The organism is Streptomyces sp. NPDC102279 (assembly GCF_044766365.1).
Lineage (GTDB): Bacteria > Actinomycetota > Actinomycetes > Streptomycetales > Streptomycetaceae > Streptomyces.
The window spans coordinates 302,043-320,694 of sequence record NZ_JBIWLU010000013.1 but is presented as its reverse complement, the minus strand read 5'-3'; the positions used below and the strand labels follow the sequence as shown (position 1 = coordinate 320,694).

General features: G+C 69.8%; 14 protein-coding genes. 6 read left to right on the top strand and 8 right to left on the bottom strand.

Annotated features, from left to right (window positions below):
- Window positions 1–315: 315 nt before the first annotated feature.
- The 3 genes from ACIRQH_RS31915 to thyX all read right to left on the bottom strand — a co-directional run bounded on the left by ACIRQH_RS31915 (window position 316) and on the right by thyX (window position 3,988).
- Window positions 316–2,001 carry a ribonuclease J gene (locus ACIRQH_RS31915; RefSeq protein WP_358822721.1) on the bottom strand — a complete coding sequence of 562 codons (1,686 nt, stop codon included), beginning with the start codon at window positions 1,999–2,001 and terminating at the stop codon, window positions 316–318.
- A 135-nt stretch (window positions 2,002–2,136) separates the two neighbouring features.
- Window positions 2,137–3,036: a 4-hydroxy-tetrahydrodipicolinate synthase gene (dapA, locus tag ACIRQH_RS31910; RefSeq protein WP_404228109.1), complete on the bottom strand. Its 900-nt coding sequence runs from the start codon at window positions 3,034–3,036 to the stop codon at window positions 2,137–2,139.
- Window positions 3,037–3,247: 211 nt separating this feature from the next.
- Window positions 3,248–3,988: an FAD-dependent thymidylate synthase gene (thyX, locus tag ACIRQH_RS31905; protein WP_358822723.1), complete on the bottom strand. Its 741-nt coding sequence runs from the start codon at window positions 3,986–3,988 to the stop codon at window positions 3,248–3,250.
- A gap of 234 nt (window positions 3,989–4,222) precedes the next feature.
- On the opposite strand from thyX, the gene ACIRQH_RS31900 reads away from it, so the two are divergent.
- Together ACIRQH_RS31900 and ACIRQH_RS31895 are read left to right on the top strand one after the other, a co-directional pair.
- The gene (locus tag ACIRQH_RS31900; RefSeq protein WP_358822724.1) at window positions 4,223–4,462 is read left to right on the top strand and encodes a hypothetical protein; all 240 of its coding nucleotides are present in this window, start codon (window positions 4,223–4,225) and stop codon (window positions 4,460–4,462) included.
- Between the two features lie 90 nt (window positions 4,463–4,552).
- Window positions 4,553–5,110, top strand: a complete 558-nt coding sequence (locus tag ACIRQH_RS31895; protein WP_388869694.1) for a hypothetical protein — start codon at window positions 4,553–4,555, stop codon at window positions 5,108–5,110.
- Between the two features lie 125 nt (window positions 5,111–5,235).
- Here ACIRQH_RS31895 and ACIRQH_RS31890 read toward each other — a convergent pair whose 3' ends face one another.
- From ACIRQH_RS31890 to rpsO, 5 genes are all read right to left on the bottom strand, one after another.
- Window positions 5,236–5,688 carry a hypothetical protein gene (locus ACIRQH_RS31890; protein ID WP_358816341.1) on the bottom strand — a complete coding sequence of 151 codons (453 nt, stop codon included), beginning with the start codon at window positions 5,686–5,688 and terminating at the stop codon, window positions 5,236–5,238.
- Window positions 5,689–5,720: 32 nt separating this feature from the next.
- Window positions 5,721–6,473 (bottom strand): 4-hydroxy-tetrahydrodipicolinate reductase, encoded by a 753-nt coding sequence (gene dapB, locus ACIRQH_RS31885; RefSeq protein ID WP_388869699.1) that lies wholly within the window; start codon window positions 6,471–6,473, stop codon window positions 5,721–5,723.
- Between the two features lie 25 nt (window positions 6,474–6,498).
- A complete protein-coding gene (locus tag ACIRQH_RS31880) occupies window positions 6,499–7,878 on the bottom strand; it encodes a M16 family metallopeptidase (RefSeq protein WP_388869701.1) in 1,380 nt (459 codons plus the stop codon).
- Complete coding sequence (locus ACIRQH_RS31875) at window positions 7,875–10,091, bottom strand: polyribonucleotide nucleotidyltransferase (RefSeq protein ID WP_358816338.1); 2,217 nt, start codon at window positions 10,089–10,091, stop codon at window positions 7,875–7,877. The genes ACIRQH_RS31880 and ACIRQH_RS31875 overlap by 4 nt, the downstream gene beginning before the upstream one ends.
- A gap of 359 nt (window positions 10,092–10,450) precedes the next feature.
- Window positions 10,451–10,741: a 30S ribosomal protein S15 gene (gene rpsO, locus ACIRQH_RS31870; protein WP_081219736.1), complete on the bottom strand. Its 291-nt coding sequence runs from the start codon at window positions 10,739–10,741 to the stop codon at window positions 10,451–10,453.
- Window positions 10,742–11,007: 266 nt separating this feature from the next.
- On the opposite strand from rpsO, the gene ACIRQH_RS31865 reads away from it, so the two are divergent.
- The 4 genes from ACIRQH_RS31865 (at window position 11,008) to ACIRQH_RS31850 (ending at window position 18,641) form a co-directional block, all read left to right on the top strand.
- Window positions 11,008–11,304 carry a DUF397 domain-containing protein gene (locus ACIRQH_RS31865; RefSeq protein ID WP_358816337.1) on the top strand — a complete coding sequence of 99 codons (297 nt, stop codon included), beginning with the start codon at window positions 11,008–11,010 and terminating at the stop codon, window positions 11,302–11,304.
- A 408-nt stretch (window positions 11,305–11,712) separates the two neighbouring features.
- Window positions 11,713–15,327: an SCO5717 family growth-regulating ATPase gene (locus ACIRQH_RS31860; RefSeq protein WP_388869704.1), complete on the top strand. Its 3,615-nt coding sequence runs from the start codon at window positions 11,713–11,715 to the stop codon at window positions 15,325–15,327.
- 330 nt (window positions 15,328–15,657) lie between these two features.
- The gene (locus ACIRQH_RS31855) at window positions 15,658–17,502 is read left to right on the top strand and encodes an ABC transporter substrate-binding protein (protein WP_388869707.1); all 1,845 of its coding nucleotides are present in this window, start codon (window positions 15,658–15,660) and stop codon (window positions 17,500–17,502) included.
- Window positions 17,503–17,573: 71 nt separating this feature from the next.
- Window positions 17,574–18,641: an ABC transporter permease gene (locus ACIRQH_RS31850; RefSeq protein WP_388869709.1), complete on the top strand. Its 1,068-nt coding sequence runs from the start codon at window positions 17,574–17,576 to the stop codon at window positions 18,639–18,641.
- Window positions 18,642–18,652 lie beyond the last annotated feature (11 nt).

Sequence of the window (18,652 nt, the reverse complement as noted above, 5' to 3'; positions counted from 1 at the left end):
ACCGTTTCCGTATCCGATTTCCTCGGCGCTTTCCAGGTTTTCGCTTTCGCGTTTCCCTTTCCGGCGAGTCCGACTCTATCAGATCCTTTCGGGCCTGATTTCCTCGGCGCTTTCAAGTTCTGCGCTTTCGCGCTTTCCTTTTCAGCGACTCCGACTTTATCAGAAGTTCTGAGTCGGAATTTCCGCCCCCCTCGGGGACTCGTTCCGAGGCACGAAGCTCTCGGGTTCCCGTTCAGGCGGAGCCGTAAACGTACTGGAGCGGGCCGCCCCGATGCAAATCGGGGCGGCCCGCTCCCTGTTGACGTGCTCCGGGGGTCAGACCTCGACCACGACCGGGAGGATCATCGGGCGCCGGCGGTAGTTGTCGGAGACCCACTTGCCCAGCGTGCGGCGGATGAGTTGCTGCAGCTGGTGGGGCTCGACCACGCCGTCCTGCGCCGACCGCTCCAGGACTTCGGTGACCCTCGGGATGACGTCGACGAACGCGGCGTCGTCGATGCCGGAACCACGCGCCTGGATGTGCGGGCCGCCCGTGAGCTTGCCCGTACTGGCGTCCATCACCACGAATACCGAGATGATGCCCTCGTCACCGAGGATCCTGCGGTCCTTGAGCGCGGGCTCACCGACGTCACCGACCGAGAGGCCGTCGACGTACACGTACCCGGCCTGGACCTTGCCGGAGATCTTCGCCTTGCCGTTGATCAGGTCGACGACCACGCCGTCCTCGGCGATCACGATGCGGTCGTGCGGGACGCCGGTGAGGGCGCCCAGCTCGGCGTTGGCCCGCAGGTGGCGCCATTCGCCGTGCACCGGCATCAGGTTGCGCGGCTTGCAGATGTTGTAGAAGTACAGCAGCTCGCCCGCCGAGGCGTGACCCGAGACGTGCACCTTGGCGTTGCCCTTGTGGATGACGTTCGCACCCCAGCGGGTCAGGCCGTTGATGACGCGGTAGACCGCGTTCTCGTTGCCGGGGATCAGCGACGACGCCAGGATCACGGTGTCGCCCTGGACGATCCGGATCTGGTGGTCGCGGTTCGCCATCCGGGAGAGGGCGGCCATCGGCTCGCCCTGGGAGCCCGTACAGACGAGCACGATCTGGTGGTCCGGGAGGTCGTCGAGCGTCTTGACGTCGACGACCAGGCCCGGCGGGACCTTCAGGTAGCCGAGGTCCCGGGCGATGCCCATGTTGCGGACCATCGAGCGGCCGACGAAGGCGACCCTGCGGCCGTATTCGTGGGCGGTGTCGAGGATCTGCTGGATGCGGTGCACGTGGCTGGCGAAGCTCGCCACGATGATGCGCTTGCTGGCGCCGGCGAAGACCTGGCGCAGCACGTTCGAGATGTCGCGCTCGGGCGGGACGAAGCCGGGGACCTCGGCGTTCGTGGAGTCCGAGAGGAGAAGGTCGATGCCTTCCTCGCTCAGACGCGCGAACGCGTGCAGGTCCGTGAGGCGGCCGTCCAGCGGGAGCTGGTCCATCTTGAAGTCGCCGGTGTGGACGACCATGCCCGCGGGGGTGCGGATGGCGACCGCCAGGGCGTCCGGGATGGAGTGGTTGACCGCGACGAACTCGCAGTCGAAGGGGCCGATGCGCTCGCGGTGGCCCTCGGCCACCTCCAGCGTGTACGGCCGGATGCGGTGCTCCTGGAGCTTCGCCTCGATGAGGGCGAGGGTCAGCTTGGAGCCGATCAGCGGGATGTCCGGCTTCTCGCGCAGGAGGAACGGCACGGCACCGATGTGGTCCTCGTGGCCGTGCGTGAGCACGATGCCCTCGATGTCGTCGAGGCGGTCCCGGATGGACGTGAAGTCCGGCAGGATCAGGTCGATTCCGGGCTGCTCCTCCTCGGGGAAGAGCACGCCGCAGTCGACGATCAGAAGGCGGCCTCCGTACTCGAAGACCGTCATGTTCCGGCCGATCTCGCCGAGGCCGCCGAGCGGGGTGACCCGCAGGCCGCCCTTCGGAAGGACCGGCGGTTTGCCGAGTTCAGGATGCGGATGACTCAAAAGACTCTCCTCACCACGGACGCCACGTACCTGGCAAGGCACGTGGCGCGCGTGACGTTCGTGCAGTAGCAGTTGTCTGTGTGGGGTGCAGGCCGATGGCCTGCGGTGGTGCTTATTCAGTTGTGAAGTCTGTGATCAGAGCTCTACCCCGCCGGCGCCAAGATCGATCTTGAGCTGGACGGTCTCCTCGGGCGACAGCTCGACCATCGGGGCGCGCAGCGGACCGGCCGGCAGGCCCTGGAGGGCGAGTGCGGCCTTGGTCGTCATGACGCCCTGGGTGCGGAACATGCCGGTGAAGACGGGGAGCAGCTTCTGGTGGATCTCCGTGGCCTTCTGGACGTCGCCCGAGAGGTGGGCGTCGAGCATGGCGCGGAGTTCCGGGGTGACGACGTGGCCGACGACGGAGACGAATCCGACCGCGCCCACGGACAGCAGCGGGAGGTTCAGCATGTCGTCGCCGGAGTACCAGGCGAGGCCGGAACGGGCGATGGCCCAGCTGGCCCGGCCGAGGTCTCCCTTGGCGTCCTTGTTCGCGACGATACGGGGATGCTCGGCGAGCCGCACCAGGGTTTCGGTGTAGATCGGGACGCCGCTGCGGCCGGGGATGTCGTAGAGCATGACCGGCAGGCCGGTCGCGTCGGCGATGGCCGTGAAGTGCCGGTAGAGGCCCTCCTGCGGCGGCTTGTTGTAGTACGGCGTCACGGTGAGCAGGCCGTGCGCGCCGACCTGCTCGGCGGCGCGGGCCAGTTCGATGCTGTGGTGGGTGTCGTTCGTGCCGACGCCCGCGACGACGTGGGCGCGGTCGCCGACCGCCTCCAGCACGGCACGTACGAGATCCGATTTCTCCGCGTTGCTGGTGGTCGGTGACTCACCGGTGGTGCCGTTGATGATCAGGCCGTCGTTGCCTGCGTCCACCAGGTGGGTGGCGAGCCGCTGAGCGCCGTCGAGGTCGAGTGCGCCGTCCGCCGTGAAGGGCGTGACCATGGCGGTGAGGACCCGCCCGAAGGGGGTCTGCGGAGTGGAGGTCGGAGCCATGGGTAACACGCTACTCGCTGCTCAACCCGGGGTCTGCCCTCGGGGGACACGACAAAGCATGACAAAGGTGGAGCCCGGCACTGCCTGCTCGGGGGTTCAAGCAGTGCCGGGTCCGTTTGATCAGGCTAGATGAACTTCGCGAAATGCCGCAATACGGACACTTCGCTCGGCTGATCCGTACATCTGTGCCGGACCGGTGCGCACAGGGGCTTTACGGCGCCACACGTCCGTTCGCGTTGTAGGCCGCGTGTGTGAGCGGCATGAGCCTGGCCCACTCCGCCTCCATCTTCTCGCCGACCATCTCGATCTCCCGCTGCGGGAACGACGGGACCTTGGCGAGCTCGTGCTGGGTGCGCAGGCCGAGGAAGTGCATGAGGGACCGCGCGTTGCACGTGGCGTACATCGAGGAGAAGAGGCCTACCGGCAGGACGGCACGGGCGACCTCGCGGGCCACACCGGCGGCGAGCATCTCCTGGTACGCCTCGTACGCCTGGCGGTAGGAGTCCTCCATCGCGCGGCTCGTGAGCTCCAGCTGGGCCTGCGTGCCCTCCACGAAGACGTACTTGCCGGGGCGGCCCTCCTGGACCAGCTTGCGGGAGGCACCCGGGACGTAGAAGACCGGCTCCAGCTCCCTGTAGCGACCCGATTCCTCGTTGTACGACCAGCCGACGCGGTGGCGCATGAACTCGCGGAAGACGAAGATCGGGGCGCTGATGAAGAAGGTCATCGAGTTGTGCTCGAAGGGGCTGCCGTGCCGGTCCCGCATCAGGTAGTTGATCAGGCCCTTGGAACGCTCCGGGTCCTTCTGCAGCTCTTGCAGCGACTGCTCCCCGGCCGTGGAGACACGGGCGGCGAACAGCACGTCGGCGTCGGAGGCCGTGTGCTTGATCAGCTCGACGGTGACATCGCTGCGGAAGCTGGGCTTGAGGTCGTCGGCGGGGGTGTCGGTCACGGTGCGGAGGGTCCTTCCCATCACTGGCTCGGGCGGCGCCCACTCTACGGCCCGGCACTGACAACGGGGCGTTCGGTACCGTGCCGCGACATTCGGCACCGAACTTCTGCGAATTCGGTGATTCAGGGCACCTCATGGGGCACTCGTGCGTCTGTATGGGTGAGGGCGATGCGTTCGAGCCGCTCTCATCGGACCGTCACACCAGCACGAGTCTCCGGAAGGAGAAGCACCCCCATGTTCCGCCGGCGCGAGCCCGTCCCGTTCGCCTTCATCGCCGAGGCCGACCAGTTCCGCAGCAATGTCACTCCCCCACCCCGTGAGCGGGCCTCCGCCGGGCAGATGGTCGGCCGATGGCTCATCGGCCTCACGGTCATCGCCGGGATAGCGGGGTCCCTGATCGTCGGGATGCCCGCCTTGTCGCAGGATCAGTCACCTGCGAAGACGCAGCATTCCGAGGCGTCGGAGGGCCGCTGACTCATCCGGACCCCCAAGGGTGGTGGCCCGGCATCCGGCTCGATAGCCTCACCGGGCACAGCCCATGCGTGGATTGAGTGAGGATCAGTCGTGCCCCTGCCTTTCCTGACGGCGGACCGCGCCTTTGACGAGGCCGCGGAGGATGTCGCGCTGCCCTTCGACGACCGCGACCGCTGGCGGCGCCCCTACCGGCCCGGCCCGTGGCGGGTCGGCGCCGCAGCGCTCGTCCTGCTGCTCGCTTCCTACGTGCTCGCGGCGGCCGTGATCATCGTCGTCGCCGGCACGGTGCCCGCCGCCGCGGCCTGCATGGTCGGCGCCGCCATCGCCATACTGTGCGCGCTGCGCCTGTTGCGCGTGGGTGTGTGGGTCAGCGCCCGGGGGTTGCGCAGGGTGGGCTTCTTCGTCACGAACACGACCCCGTGGGACCAGGTCACCGCCGTGCGCACGGTCCAGCAGCCGGTGCGCTGGCTGGGGTTGCCGCGCACGGTGCAGGGACAGGCACTGGTGCTCGTACGGGGAGAGCGCGCGCCCGGTGAGGTGCCGCCGCTCATGACGACGCACAACGCCGACTTCCTGGCCCGTATGGAGGCCTTCGACCGCGCGGCGGACGCCGTCGAGGTGTGGGCGGACGAGTACCGCCGGCACTGAAGCGCGATCACACAGAGAACGACGACGGAGGAGGGGCCACCCGCACAGTGCGGGTGGCCCCTCCTCCGTCGTACAGCCGCCATGCAGCGCGTCGTGCCCGACGTCGCGGGCGTCGCGCTGCCCGGTCAGGCTTCCAGGGTCCGGCCCTCCTGGAGGGCGATGGCCCGCTGCATGGCCTTGCGGGCGCGCGGGGTGTCACGGGCGTCGTGGTAGGCCACCGCGAGGCGGAACCAGGTGCGCCAGTCGTCCGGCGCGTCCTCCGTCTCGACCTTGCGGCGGGCGAAGACCTCGTCGGCCGAGTCGCGGTCGATGCGGCCGCCCTCGGTGCGCCTCAGCTCGTCGACGGGCAGTCCGCCCTCGGCGTCGAGCACGGCCGCGAGCTTGTTGGCCTTCCGGACGAACTGCGTGTTCGCCCAGAGGAACCAGACACCGATGACCGGCAGGATGAGCACGGCGACACCGAAGGTGACGGTGATCAGGGTGCCGTCCTGGATGAGCATCACCCCCCGGCTGCCGACCAGGACGAAATAGACGACCAGGACGGCGGCCGTGACGGCGTAGGTGATTTTCGCGCGCATGTCTGCCGGTTACCTCGTGTACGTGCCCCGGCTCAGCCGAGGTCCAGGAAGTGTTCCAGGCCGAAGGTGAGGCCCGGGGTGGTCACCACGCGGCGGACACCGAGCAGGATGCCCGGCATGAAGCTGCTGTGGTGCAGGGAGTCGTGGCGGATGGTGAGGGTCTCGCCCTCACCGCCGAGCAGGACCTCCTGGTGGGCCAGGAGGCCGCGCAGCCGGATCGCGTGCACCGGCACGCCGTCGACGTCCGCGCCGCGGGCGCCGTCCAGAGCGGTCGCCGTGGCGTCCGGCTGCGGCGCGCTGCCCGCGCGTTCCCGGGCGGCGGCGACGAGCTGGGCGGTGCGCGTGGCGGTGCCGCTGGGGGCGTCCACCTTGTTCGGGTGGTGCAGCTCGATGACCTCGACGGACTCGAAGTACGGCGCGGCGACCTCGGCGAACTTCATTGTCAGGACCGCCCCGATGGAGAAGTTCGGCGCGATGAGCACGCCGGTGTCCGGGGACGCGGCCAGCGAGGTGCCGAGCTGCGCGAGACGCTCGTCGGTCCACCCTGTCGTGCCGACCACGGCGTGGATGCCGTGCCGGACACAGAAGTCGAGGTTGCCCATCACCGAGGCGGGGGTGGTCAGTTCGACGACGACCTGGGCGCCGGCGTCGACCAGCGTCTCCAGCTTGTCGCCGCGCCCGAGGGCGGCCACCAGCTCCATGTCCTCGGCGGCCTCGACGGCTCGTACCGCCTCGGCTCCGATCCGGCCCTTGGCACCGAGGACCGCCACGCGCAGCTTGCTCATTGCTTCGTTCCTTACCGAGACGGGATTACGCGACCGCGTCGTGCAGACGGGACGCCTGCTTGTCCTTGACCGGGCCGATGACCGCCAGCGAGGGCCGCTGTCCCAGGATGTCCCGGGCGACCTCGCGGACCTCGTCCGGGGTGACCGAGGCGATCCGGGCCAGCATGTCGTCGACGGACATCTGCTCGCCCCAGCACAGCTCACTCTTGCCGATGCGGTTCATCAACGCGCCGGTGTCCTCGAGGCCGAGGACGGTGGAGCCCTGGAGCTGGCCGACGGCACGGCCGATCTCGTCGTCCGAGAGGCCGTGCTCGGCGACCTGGTCCAGCTCGTCGCGGCAGAGCTTCAGGACGTCGTGGACCTGGCTCGGTCGGCAGCCTGCGTAGACGCCGAAGAGACCGCAGTCGGCGAAGCCCGAGGTGTACGAGTACACGCTGTAGGCCAGGCCGCGCTTCTCGCGGACCTCCTGGAAGAGGCGTGAGGACATGCCGCCGCCGAGGGCGGTGTTCAGGACGCCGAGGGCCCAGCGGCGTTCGTCGGTGCGGGCGAGACCCGGCATGCCGAGGACGATGTGGGCCTGCTCGGTCTTGCGGCCGAGCAGTTCGACGCGGCCGGCGGTGCGGATGCTGCGCCGGCCGTCGCGCGGGGCGATGGGGGTCGCCGAGGCGTTCTTGAAGGCACCCGCCTTCTCGAAGGCGGCGCGGACCTGGCGGACGACCTTGTTGTGGTCGACGTTGCCTGCCGCGGCCACCACGAGATGGGTCGGGTCGTAGTGCTTCTTGTAGAAGCGGCGGATGCGGTCCGCGGTGAGGGCGTTGACGGTGTCGACCGTGCCGAGGACCGGGCGGCCGAGGGGGTTGTCGCCGAACATCGTGCGCGCGAACAGGTCGTGCACGCAGTCGCCCGGGTCGTCCTCGGTCATCGCGATCTCTTCGAGGATCGCGCCGCGCTCGACGTTGACGTCGTCCTCGATGATGAGGGAGCCGGTCAGCATGTCGCAGACGACGTCGATCGCGAGCGGCAGGTCGGTGTCGAGCACGCGTGCGTAGTAGCACGTGTACTCCTTGGCCGTGAACGCGTTCATCTCGCCGCCGACCGCGTCGATCGCCGAGGAGATGTCCAGGGCGGACCTGCGGCTCGTGCCCTTGAAGAGCAGGTGCTCCAGATAGTGCGTGGCGCCGTTCAGCGCCGGCGTCTCGTCGCGGGAGCCCACGTGTGCCCAGATGCCGAAGGTGGCGGAGCGCACGGAGGGGAGCGTCTCGGTGACGATGCGCAGGCCGCCGGGAAGGGTGGTCTTGCGGACCGTGCCGATGCCGTTCGTGCCCTTGATCAACGTTTGGGTACGGGCGACGGCCCGCGCCTCCGAGGAGGTGCGGGCCGTCGCCGTGGAGCTACTCGACGTCACTTGTCGGTGTCGTCCTTCGTCTCATCGTCGCCTTCGCCCTCGATCACGGGGATCAGGGAGAGCTTGCCGCGGGAGTCGATCTCGGCGATCTCGACCTGGACCTTGGAGCCCACGCCGACGACGTCCTCGACGTTCTCCACGCGCTTGCCACCGGCGAGCTTGCGGATCTGCGAGATGTGCAGCAGCCCGTCCTTGCCCGGGAGGAGCGACACGAACGCACCGAAGGTCGTCGTCTTCACGACGGTGCCCAGGTAACGCTCGCCGACCTCCGGCATGGTCGGGTTGGCGATCGAGTTGATCGTGGCGCGCGCGGCCTCGGCCTGCGAGCCCTGCTGGGCACCGATGTAGATGGTGCCGTCATCCTCGATCGTGATGTCGGCGCCGGTGTCCTCCTGGATCTGGTTGATCATCTTGCCCTTCGGGCCGATGACCTCACCGATCTTGTCCACGGGGATCTTGACCGTGATGATCCGCGGGGCGTTCGGGGACATCTCGTCCGGCGTGTCGATCGCTTCCATCATCACGTCGAGGATGTGGAGGCGGGCGTCGCGGGCCTGCTTGAGGGCCGCGGCCAGGACGGAGGCCGGGATGCCGTCCAGCTTGGTGTCGAGCTGGAGGGCGGTCACGAACTCCTTGGTGCCGGCGACCTTGAAGTCCATGTCGCCGAAGGCGTCCTCCGCACCGAGGATGTCGGTGAGGGCGACGTAGTGCGTCTGGCCGTCGATCTCCTGCGAGATCAGACCCATGGCGATACCGGCGACGGGGGCCTTGAGCGGCACACCGGCGTTGAGCAGCGACATGGTGGAGGCGCAGACGGAGCCCATGGACGTCGAGCCGTTGGAGCCGAGGGCCTCGGACACCTGACGGATCGCGTAGGGGAAGTCCTCGCGGCTCGGCAGGACCGGCACGATCGCGCGCTCGGCGAGCGCGCCGTGGCCGATCTCGCGGCGCTTCGGGGAGCCGACGCGGCCCGTCTCACCGACGGAGTACGGCGGGAAGTTGTAGTTGTGCATGTAGCGCTTGCGGGTCACCGGGGAAAGAGTGTCCAGCTGCTGCTCCATGCGGAGCATGTTCAGGGTGGTGACGCCCAGGATCTGGGTCTCGCCACGCTCGAACAGCGCCGAGCCGTGCACACGCGGGATGGCCTCGACCTCGGCGGCCAGCGTACGGATGTCCGTGACGCCGCGGCCGTCGATGCGGACCTTGTCCTTGATGACGCGCTCGCGGACCAGCTTCTTGGTCAGCGAGCGGTACGCGGCGGAGATCTCCTTCTCGCGACCCTCGAACTGCGGGAGCAGCTTCTCGGCGGCGATCTCCTTGACGCGGTCCAGCTCGGCCTCGCGGTCCTGCTTGCCGGCGATGGTGAGCGCCTGGGCCAGCTCGCTCTTGACCGCGGCGGTGAGGGCCTCGAAGACGTCGTCCTGGTAGTCCAGGAAGATCGGGAACTCGCCGGTCGGCTTGGCGGCCTTGGCGGCGAGGTCCGACTGCGCCTTGCACAGGACCCTGATGAAGGGCTTCGCGGCGTCGAGGCCGGCGGCCACGACCTCCTCGGTCGGCGCCTCGGCGCCACCCTGGACGAGCGTGATCGTCTTGTCGGTGGCCTCGGCCTCGACCATCATGATCGCGACGTCGCCGTCCTCGAGGACGCGACCGGCGACGACCATGTCGAAGACGGCGTCCTCGAGCTCGGTGTGCGTCGGGAACGCGACCCACTGGCCGTTGATCAGCGCGACGCGGACGCCGCCGACCGGGCCGGAGAAGGGCAGACCGGCCAGCTGCGTGGACGCGGAGGCGGCGTTGATCGCCACGACGTCGTACAGGTGGTCGGGGTTGAGGGCCATGATCGTCGCGACGACCTGGATCTCGTTGCGAAGGCCCTTCTTGAAGGACGGACGCAGCGGGCGGTCGATCAGGCGACAGGTGAGGATGGCGTCCTCGGAGGGACGGCCCTCACGGCGGAAGAAGCTGCCGGGGATCTTGCCGGCGGCGTACATCCGCTCCTCGACGTCCACCGTCAGGGGGAAGAAGTCGAGCTGGTCCTTGGGCTTCTTGGAAGCGGTGGTGGCCGACAGCACCATGGTGTCGTCGTCCAGGTACGCGACGGCGGAGCCGGCGGCCTGCCTGGCCAGCCTGCCCGTCTCGAAGCGGATGGTGCGGGTACCGAAGGAACCGTTGTCGATGACGGCCTCGGTGTAGTGGGTCTCGTTCTCCACTAGTGTTTTCTCCTCGTCTTCGTCCCGGCCTGCCCGTGTGGCAGGGGGACGGTGGCGGAGAGGCGCTCCTTCTGGTGCGGGCCGGTCTTCGATCGAAGCACCCGGGGCTCTTGAGCCCGGGGGCCACTACCGAGGACCGGCGGCGGCGAGGCGCGCTTCTCCTCGTTCGGTGTCGTGAGATGCCCTACCCGGCGGGCACGACTTCATCACGCTCTGTTCGTACGTGCTGTTTCCTGCGTATTGCGTTGTGCTACCACACTACAAAGCGTCGGTGACACTCCGCACGTACAAGGCCGTGCGGCAGCACATACAGCAAAAGGAGCGGCTCCCGACGCGGGAACCGCCCCCCTCACGGCGTCTTACTTGGCGCCGCCGGCCGCACCGCGGCGGATGCCCAGGCGGTCGACCAGCGCACGGAAGCGCTGGATGTCCTTCTTGGCAAGGTACTGAAGCAGGCGGCGACGCTGGCCGACCAGGATCAGAAGACCACGGCGGGAGTGGTGGTCGTGCTTGTGGGTCTTGAGGTGCTCGGTCAGGTCCGAGATCCGGCGCGAAAGCATGGCGACCTGGACCTCGGGGGAGCCGGTGTCGCCCTCCTTCTGACCGAACTCGCTGATGAGCTGCTTCTTCGTAGCGGCGTCGAGCGGCACGCTTACTCCTTGTAGTCTCGTGTCTGCCACCGAGTGCCCCTGGTCGAATTCTCAGGGGAGCTTCCGTGACTCGGAAGGCGGGGATCCGTCGGGCGCGGCCTCCGGAGCAGCGCTCCGGGGGTGCGTACACAAACGGCCGTTACACAGGGTACCAGCCTGGCCGGACGCGTCTGCCAGGGTCACGGAAGGTTCCCGGGTGGTGTGGTCCAGGCCACTAGGGTGACGCCGCAGAGGTCATTCGTACGTGGGGAAGGGGCCGGCGGAACATGGCCGAGGAAGCGGACAAGGACGTCAAGGCGCGCAAGGAGCGGGAGAAGGACGAGCTCTACGCGCTGGACATCTCGGGCGCCGAATGGCAGAGCGCGCCCGGCACCGAGGGGCACGAGGAGCGGGTCGAGATCGCGTATCTGCCCGGAGGCGCGGTGGCCATGCGCTCGTCGCTCGACCCCGGGACGGTCCTGCGGTACACGGAGGCGGAGTGGCGGGCCTTCGTGCTGGGTGCCCGGGACGGTGAGTTCGACCTGGAGCCGGCGCCGCACGCCGGGGGCCTGCCGGCGGAGTAGCGGCACGGTCGGCGGCCGTCCGGTGGGCGGCGTCCCGTCGCCCTGGGAACACTGAGCACTGTCGGGCCGGAGCGGAGAGGTTCTCCGCTCCGGCCCTTGCTGCTGTTTGTCTGCTTTGGGGCTCAATCGTGAGCGTGTGTACGCCACTTCTGGGCAGGGTGTGACGTAGCGGGCGTCCGCGGTGGGGTGGACGGGCCTGCCCTCCTGACAGTCATGGTGATTAGGCTGGGACAGGGCGCGACGCCAGAACCCGTGGACGGGAGGCTCGTGTTCCAGGGGGAGCCGGGTCAATTCGGACGACCTCGTACGGACTTCGGACGACCTCGGGCGTTCACGGACGCTCACGGATGACAAGTAGACGGTCGCCCCGGCACGGCTTGAGGGTGCTCGACCACACCAGGAGGAATTGTGAACAGCGATCGGGACGGGATCCGCGGGGGCTGGGCCACGCCCGGCGATGACCAGTCCGACGCGGAGTCCGCCGTCGAGACGACGGGCGAGTTCACCATCGACTACGCGCCGCCGGCCTGGTACACGCAGAACGCCTCGGGCGGCTCCGGGGATGCGGACGCCGCAACCGCCGACGACGACGCCGAGGGGCCGGTCGACGCGGACGCTCCCGCGGACTCCGAGGACTCCGCGCGGACCGAGGACGTGGCGGCCGCTGTGCCGCCCGTCCCGGACGCGGCCGGCCCCGCCGCCGTGCCGAACCTTCCCGTGGGCGGTTTCGAGCCGCAGTGGGCACCGCCCGCTCCGACTCCCCCTTCTCCCCCGGCTCCTGCCGCTCCCGGCACGCCGGACATCGCCTCCTTCACACCGTCGGACACCGCCTCGGACGAGCCGGATTCCATGAACGGGGACCTGGAGAGCGGCGCGACCATGCGGTTCTCCTCCGCCGCCCTGAAGCGTGAGATCGCGGAGCGGACGGGTTCGGAGGTCCCCGAGGCCGAGGACGCCGCTCCGACCGCTCCCGTTCTCGTTCCTGCTCCCGCTCCTGCTCCTGCTCCTGCTCCTGCTCCTGCCGAGGTCGCCGCCGAGGACGAGAGCGGCGACGACGTCGAGGACGCCGGCGCGGAGGGCCGGAACACTCGGGCCGAGAGCGCGGACGCGGCGGACGTCGAGGACATGGACGCCGACGACGACGGGGAGGAAGACGGGAACGGAGCCGAAGGGGACGCCGACGTCCCGGTCGAACCCTTGGCCGTCGTCGACCCCGAGCCCGTCCTCTCCGACTCCGACCGGCCCTTGAGCCCGCCCGAGCCCGCCATCGACCCGGTTCTCGCGTACCAGTCGCTGGAAGCCGGCGTCCAGCGGATCGGTGCGACCGACGCGCCGGTGACGGACGGGGCGTCCAGCGACGACGCTCAAGTCCCCTCCTTGGAGGCCGAGTTCACCGATGTGCGGGGTGGTACGTCCGCGGAGGCGGCCGAGGTCGCCGACCCCGCGGCACCGCACCCTGTCGCCGACGAGCACTCCGCGCCGGGCGAGGTCCCGGCGGACGACGGCATTCACGACGCGGTACCGGCGGACGCGCTCACGGCCGACGAGCCGCAGGGCGAAGGTCCGACGGCCGGTGAGCCCCAGGACGCGGTCCCGGCCGCTCGGCCGGAGGAGCAGGCGGGCACGCAGGACGCGCCCCCCGCCTGGGCTCCGCCGCCGCTTCCGCAGGCCGGACTGCCGCCGTTGCCGCCCGCCTACCAGCCCGCGGCTCCCGCCCCGGCCGCGCAGTGGCCCGCCTCCACCGAGCCCGCTCCGGCTCCCGGTCCGGTTCAGGTGCCCCCGCAGGCGCCCGTTCCGCCCTACGTTCCGGATCCGCAGCAGGCTCCCGCCGCGCAGGCACCGGCTCCCGCACCGGGCGCGCCCTTCCAGCAGCCCGCGCCCCATCCCGCTCCGGGTCAGCCGTTCCAGCCCCCCTTCGCGCAGCCTGCGCCGGGTCAGCCGTTCCAGCCTCCGGCCCCGGCCCCCCAGCCCGCGCCCCAGTCGGGGCCTCCTGCCTGGACCGCTCCCGGTGAGCCCGTCGCGTCAGGATCGCCGCAGGGGCCCGTCCCGGTGCAGCCGCCCGCTTTCGACAGCTCCGTTCCGGCACCGCCGCAGGCCCCGTTCCCCGTTCCGGCCGCTCCGGCCGCCGACGCGCCCGTGCCGATCCCGCCGCAGCAGGGCAGTTACGGCTTCCCGCAGCCCGGTGCACCGGTCCCGCCGGGCGCTCCCGCTCCATCGGCCCCGCCCGCCCCGGCCTACGGCTTCCCGCAGCAGCCCGCGCCCCAGGCCCCGCAGGCTCCCGCCCCGGCGACCGCCGCGCAGGCCCCCGGCTACGGCTTCCCGCCGCCCGCCGCGCCCGGTGTCGTACCGCCGCAGGCCCCAGCCCCGGCGCCGGGTTACGGGTTCCCGCAGCAGGCCCCGCCCGCGCCGGCCTACGGCTTCCCCCAGCAGCAGCCCGCGCCCCACCACGAGCCGGCACCCGCTCCGCAGGCCCCCGGCTACGGCTTCCCGCCGCCCGCCGCGCCCGGTGTCGTACCGCCGCAGGCTCCGGCCCCGCAGCCGGGATACGGGTTCCCGCAGCAGGTGCCCAACTCGCCCGCGCCGCAGCCCGGTCACGACCCGGCGCCGTCGCAGGTCCAGCCTCCGCAGCAGCCGGGCCCGGAGCCCGTCCAGCAGCAGCCGGCCCCGCCGGTCGACCCGCGGGCGGGTACCGCGTGGCCGCAGCCCGTGCGGCACGACCAGCGACAGCCGACCAACCCCGGTGCGGCGCCGCTCGGTTACACCGCGGCCGTGGAGCTGTCCTCCGACCGGCTGCTCAACAACAAGCGGCAGAAGGCCAAGAGCGGCCGGCCGGCCGCCGCGCAGTCGCGGTTCAAGCTGGGCGGGAAGAAGGAAGAGGCCGAGCGGCAGCGGAAGTTGGAGCTGATCCGGACCCCGGTCCTCTCCTGCTACCGGATCGCCGTCATCAGCCTCAAGGGCGGCGTCGGCAAGACGACCACGACGACCGCGCTCGGCTCCACGCTGGCCACCGAGCGGCAGGACAAGATCCTCGCCATCGACGCCAACCCGGACGCCGGCACGCTCGGGCGCCGGGTGCGCCGCGAGACCGGGGCCACCATCCGTGACCTCGTCCAGGCGATCCCGTACATCAACTCGTACATGGACATCCGCCGGTTCACCTCGCAGGCGCCCTCCGGGCTGGAGATCATCGCCAACGACGTCGACCCGGCCGTGTCCACCGCGTTCAACGACGAGGACTACCGGCGCGCGATCGACGTCCTCGGCAAGCAGTACCCGATCATCCTGACCGACTCCGGCACGGGGCTGCTGTACAGCGCCATGCGCGGGGTACTCGACCTCGCCGACCAGCTCATCATCATCTCGACGCCGTCGGTGGACGGGGCGAGCAGCGCCAGTACGACGTTGGACTGGCTGTCGGCACACGGGTACGCGGACCTCGTCTCGCGGTCCATCACCGTCATCTCCGGGGTCCGCGAGACCGGCAAGATGATCAAGGTGGACGACATCGTCAGCCACTTCGAGACACGCTGCCGCGGTGTCGTGACCGTGCCGTTCGACGAGCACCTGTCCGCGGGTGCCGAGGTCGATCTCGACATGATGCGGCCCAAGGTGCGGGAGGCGTACTTCAACCTCTCCGCGATGGTGGCCGAGGACATCGCACGGCACCAGCAGTCGCACGGCCTGTGGACGAACGACGGCAACCCGCCGCCGGTGGCCGCGCCCCCGATGCCGGGTCAGTACGCGCCCGAGCAGCAGGCCCCCGGACAGCCGGCGTACGGACAGCCCGCCCCCGGGCAGGTCCCGCAGCAGCCTCAGCCCGGTCAGCCGTACGCCCAGCCGGCGCCTCCCGGTCAGCCCTACCCGCCGCAGCCCGGTCAGCCGCAGGCGCCGGGTCAGGGTCACCCGCAGCCGGGGCAGGCCTATCCGCCGCCGCAGCCCGGCGGACAGTTCCAGCCGGGGCAGCCGTACCCGCAGCACCCGGGCCAGACCCCGCCGCCGCCTCCGGCACCGCCTCAGCAGTAACCCGATCGGCCCCATCGAGGAACTGGTTCAACCGAAGGGCCCGCACCGTCCACGGACGGTGCGGGCCCTTCGCGTTTCCGCGGACGCCCAGGCGCACATCCTGGGACGTCACACGCCGTCAGGCCGTCACCAGGAACGCTTCACCGGTCTGAACCAATGAGCGAGAAATTGCCGCCAACTCGTTGTTTCCGCAGGCCACATGGGGTTCGCGCATCGTTGACTCGTGCAGACCACCGCTGATAGACACACAGATCAAATCCGCCGACGCCTCTTGATCACGTCGTTCCACCAGCCTTCTCCGCGCAATTGATGACGCGAGGTCATGGACCCATGAAGACACCAGAGCAGCACCGCAGAGGCCTGTTGCGGCCCCGGCTCGTCGCCGCCGCCGGAGTCGCCGCCCTCACCCTGTCCGCCGGTCTCGCGACCCCGCTCAACCCGGCCCCGCAGCAGGCTCAGGCGAAGGAGGGCAAGAAGGTCCTCACCGTCGCGGTCGCGCAGAGCGTCGACTCGCTGAGCCCGTTCCTGGCGTCACGTCTGGTCAGTACGAGCATCCACCGGCTGATGTACGAGTACCTGACCAACTACGACCCGGCGGACAACCACGCGATCCCGGGCCTCGCCACCAAGTGGGCGCCGTCGGCGGACAAGCTGACCTGGACGTACACCATCCGCTCCAACTCCCGGTGGTCGGACGGACAGCAGGCCACCGCCCAGGACGCGGCCTGGACGTTCAACAAGATGATGACCGACGAGGCCGCGGGTACCGCCAACGGCAGCTTCGTCGCCAACTTCAGGAAGGTCACCGCGCCCAGCCCCACGAAGCTGGTGATCGAGCTGAAGAAGCCGCAGGCCACGATGGCCGCGCTCGACGTGCCGATCGTGCCGAAGCACGTGTGGGAGAAGGTCGGCGACCTCTCCAAGTTCAACAACGACAAGAGCTTCCCGGTCGTCGGCAACGGCCCGTTCGTCCTGACGGGCTACAAGGCCGACAGCTACGTACGGCTGAAGCCCAACAAGTCCTTCTGGCGCGGGGCCCCGAAGTTCGACGAGCTGGTCTTCAAGTACTACAAGGACGGGGACGCGGCCGTCGCGGCGCTGCAGAAGGGCGAGGTGTCCTTCGTCTCCAACCTGACGCCCGCGCAGTCGACCGCTCTCAAGTCCGAGCCGGACGTCAAGGTCAACGACGCGCCGGGGCGCCGCTTCTACGCGCTGGCCACCAACCCGGGCGCACAGGCCAAGGACGGCAAGCACTTCGGTGACGGCGCCCGGTCCCTGCTCGACCAGAAGGTGCGCCAGGCGCTGTTCATGTCGATCGACCGGCAGACCCTGATCGACAAGGTCTTCCAGGGGCACGCCGTCGCGGGCGAGGGCTACATCCCGCCGCGCTTCTCGACGTACGCGTGGAAGCCCACGGCGGACCAGGAGCTGGCGTACGACCCGGCCCGGGCCGCCAAACTGCTCGACGAGGCGGGCTACAAGAAGAACGCCGACGGCAAGCGCGTGGAGAAGAACGGCAAGCCGATCAACTACCGGGTCCTCTGCCATGCCACCGACCCGAACGACAAGGCGGTCGGGCAGTACGTGAAGGAGTGGTTCGGGAAGCTGGGCATCGGGGTCACGCTCAACTGCCTGGACAACGTGACCGACCCGTGGCTGGCGGGTGACTACGACCTCGCCTTCGACGGCTGGTCGGTGAACCCGGACCCCGACTTCGTCCTGTCGATCCACACCTGCGGCGCGCTGCCGGCCACTCCGAAGGACACGGGCGCGACGGACAACTTCATCTGCGACAAGAAGTACGACGACCTGTACGGCCGGCAGCTCGCCGAGTACGACACCGCCAAGCGGACGGACCTCGTCAAGCAGATGCAGTCGCGGCTCTACGACACCGGGTACATGAACGTCATGGCGTACCCGAACGCGGTCGAGGCCTATCGCACGGACCAGATCAAGTCGATCGAGACGATGCCGAAGGCCGCGGGCAACATCTACGGCCAGGACGGCTACTGGAGCTGGTGGTCGGCCGTTCCGGCGGGCTCCTCCGGTGCGTCCTCCGGCGGTTCCGGCTCGACGGGCGTCATCATCGGCATCGTCGCGGGCGTCGTCGTCCTCGTGGGCGCCGGTGCGTTCCTCGCGATGCGCCGCCGCTCGACGGCCGACGACCGCGAGTAGTGCCCGCAGCGCCCTCCCCCGGGAGCACCGTGGCCCGGGGCCCCGTGATCGTACGAGCGAATGAGTAGTTCATGACCGCTGAGGCAACACCCTCGCTGGTCGAGGTGACCGGCGGTCCGGCTCCGGCCGGGCCGTCGGCCCGCGGGCGGAAGGCGCGCGCCAGGGCCGCCTATCCGCGGTACGTGGCGGGCAAGCTGGGCGGCGCCGCCGTCTCCCTGCTCGCCGTCCTCGTCACCAGCTTCTTCCTGTTCCGACTCATCCCCGGCGACCCGGTCAAGTACATGACGGGCGGCCGTCAGGTCTCCGCCGAACAACTGGCCAACTACCGCAAGGAGTTCGGGCTCGACCTTCCGCTGTGGGAGCAGTTCACCGACTACTGCGGCAAGGCGCTCACGGGCGATCTCGGCACCTCGTACCAGTTCCGCGCCCCCGTCATCGACAAGATCACCGAGGCGCTGCCGAACACCCTGCTGCTCACGGTGACGGCCTTCGTCCTCTACACGGCGCTCGGCATCTTCCTCGGCACGCGGTCCGCGTGGCGGCACGGCAGGCCGAGCGACCGCGTCAACACCGGTCTGGCGCTGACCCTCTACTCGATCCCGTCGTTCTGGCTGGGGCTGCTCCTCATCATCGTCTTCTCGGTGGGCATGGGCCCGGTCCCCGGTCTGTTCCCCACGGGCGGCATGGAGTCGGGCGACAAGGAGGGCTTCGCGTACGTCGTCGACGTGGCCCACCATCTGGTCCTGCCGGTGGTGACGCTGGTCGCCGTCGAGTACGGGCAGACGCTGCTGGTGACGCGTTCGGCGCTGCTCGACGAGATGGGCAGCGACTATCTGACGACGGCCCGCGCGAAGGGGCTGCGGGACGACCTCGTACGCCGCCGTCACGCCGTGCCGAACGCGCTGCTGCCGACGGTCACGCTGATCTTCATCAACCTCGGCCGGACGGTCGCGGGCGTGATCCTCGTCGAGACCGTCTTCTCCTGGCCGGGGCTCGGCGGGCTGTTCTACCAGGCGCTGAGCGTGCCCGATCTGCCGCTGGTGCAGGGGCTGTTCTTCGTCTTCGCGGCCGCGGTGATCGTGATGAACACGCTGGCCGACCTGATCTATCCGCTGCTGGACCCCCGGGTGGGCCGATGACCACGACCGAG

Excerpts from the sequence above, each read along its gene's own strand:
- dapA (WP_404228109.1), bottom strand. The coding sequence starts at position 3,036 with ATGGCTCCGACCTCCACTCCGCAGACCCCCTTCGGGCGGGTCCTCACC.
- ACIRQH_RS31900 (WP_358822724.1), top strand. The coding sequence starts at position 4,223 with ATGTTCCGCCGGCGCGAGCCCGTCCCGTTCGCCTTCATCGCCGAGGCC.
- ACIRQH_RS31890 (WP_358816341.1), bottom strand. The coding sequence starts at position 5,688 with ATGCGCGCGAAAATCACCTACGCCGTCACGGCCGCCGTCCTGGTCGTC.
- dapB (WP_388869699.1), bottom strand. The coding sequence starts at position 6,473 with ATGAGCAAGCTGCGCGTGGCGGTCCTCGGTGCCAAGGGCCGGATCGGA.
- ACIRQH_RS31865 (WP_358816337.1), top strand. The coding sequence starts at position 11,008 with ATGGCCGAGGAAGCGGACAAGGACGTCAAGGCGCGCAAGGAGCGGGAG.
- ACIRQH_RS31855 (WP_388869707.1), top strand. The coding sequence starts at position 15,658 with ATGAAGACACCAGAGCAGCACCGCAGAGGCCTGTTGCGGCCCCGGCTC.
- ACIRQH_RS31850 (WP_388869709.1), top strand. The coding sequence starts at position 17,574 with ATGACCGCTGAGGCAACACCCTCGCTGGTCGAGGTGACCGGCGGTCCG.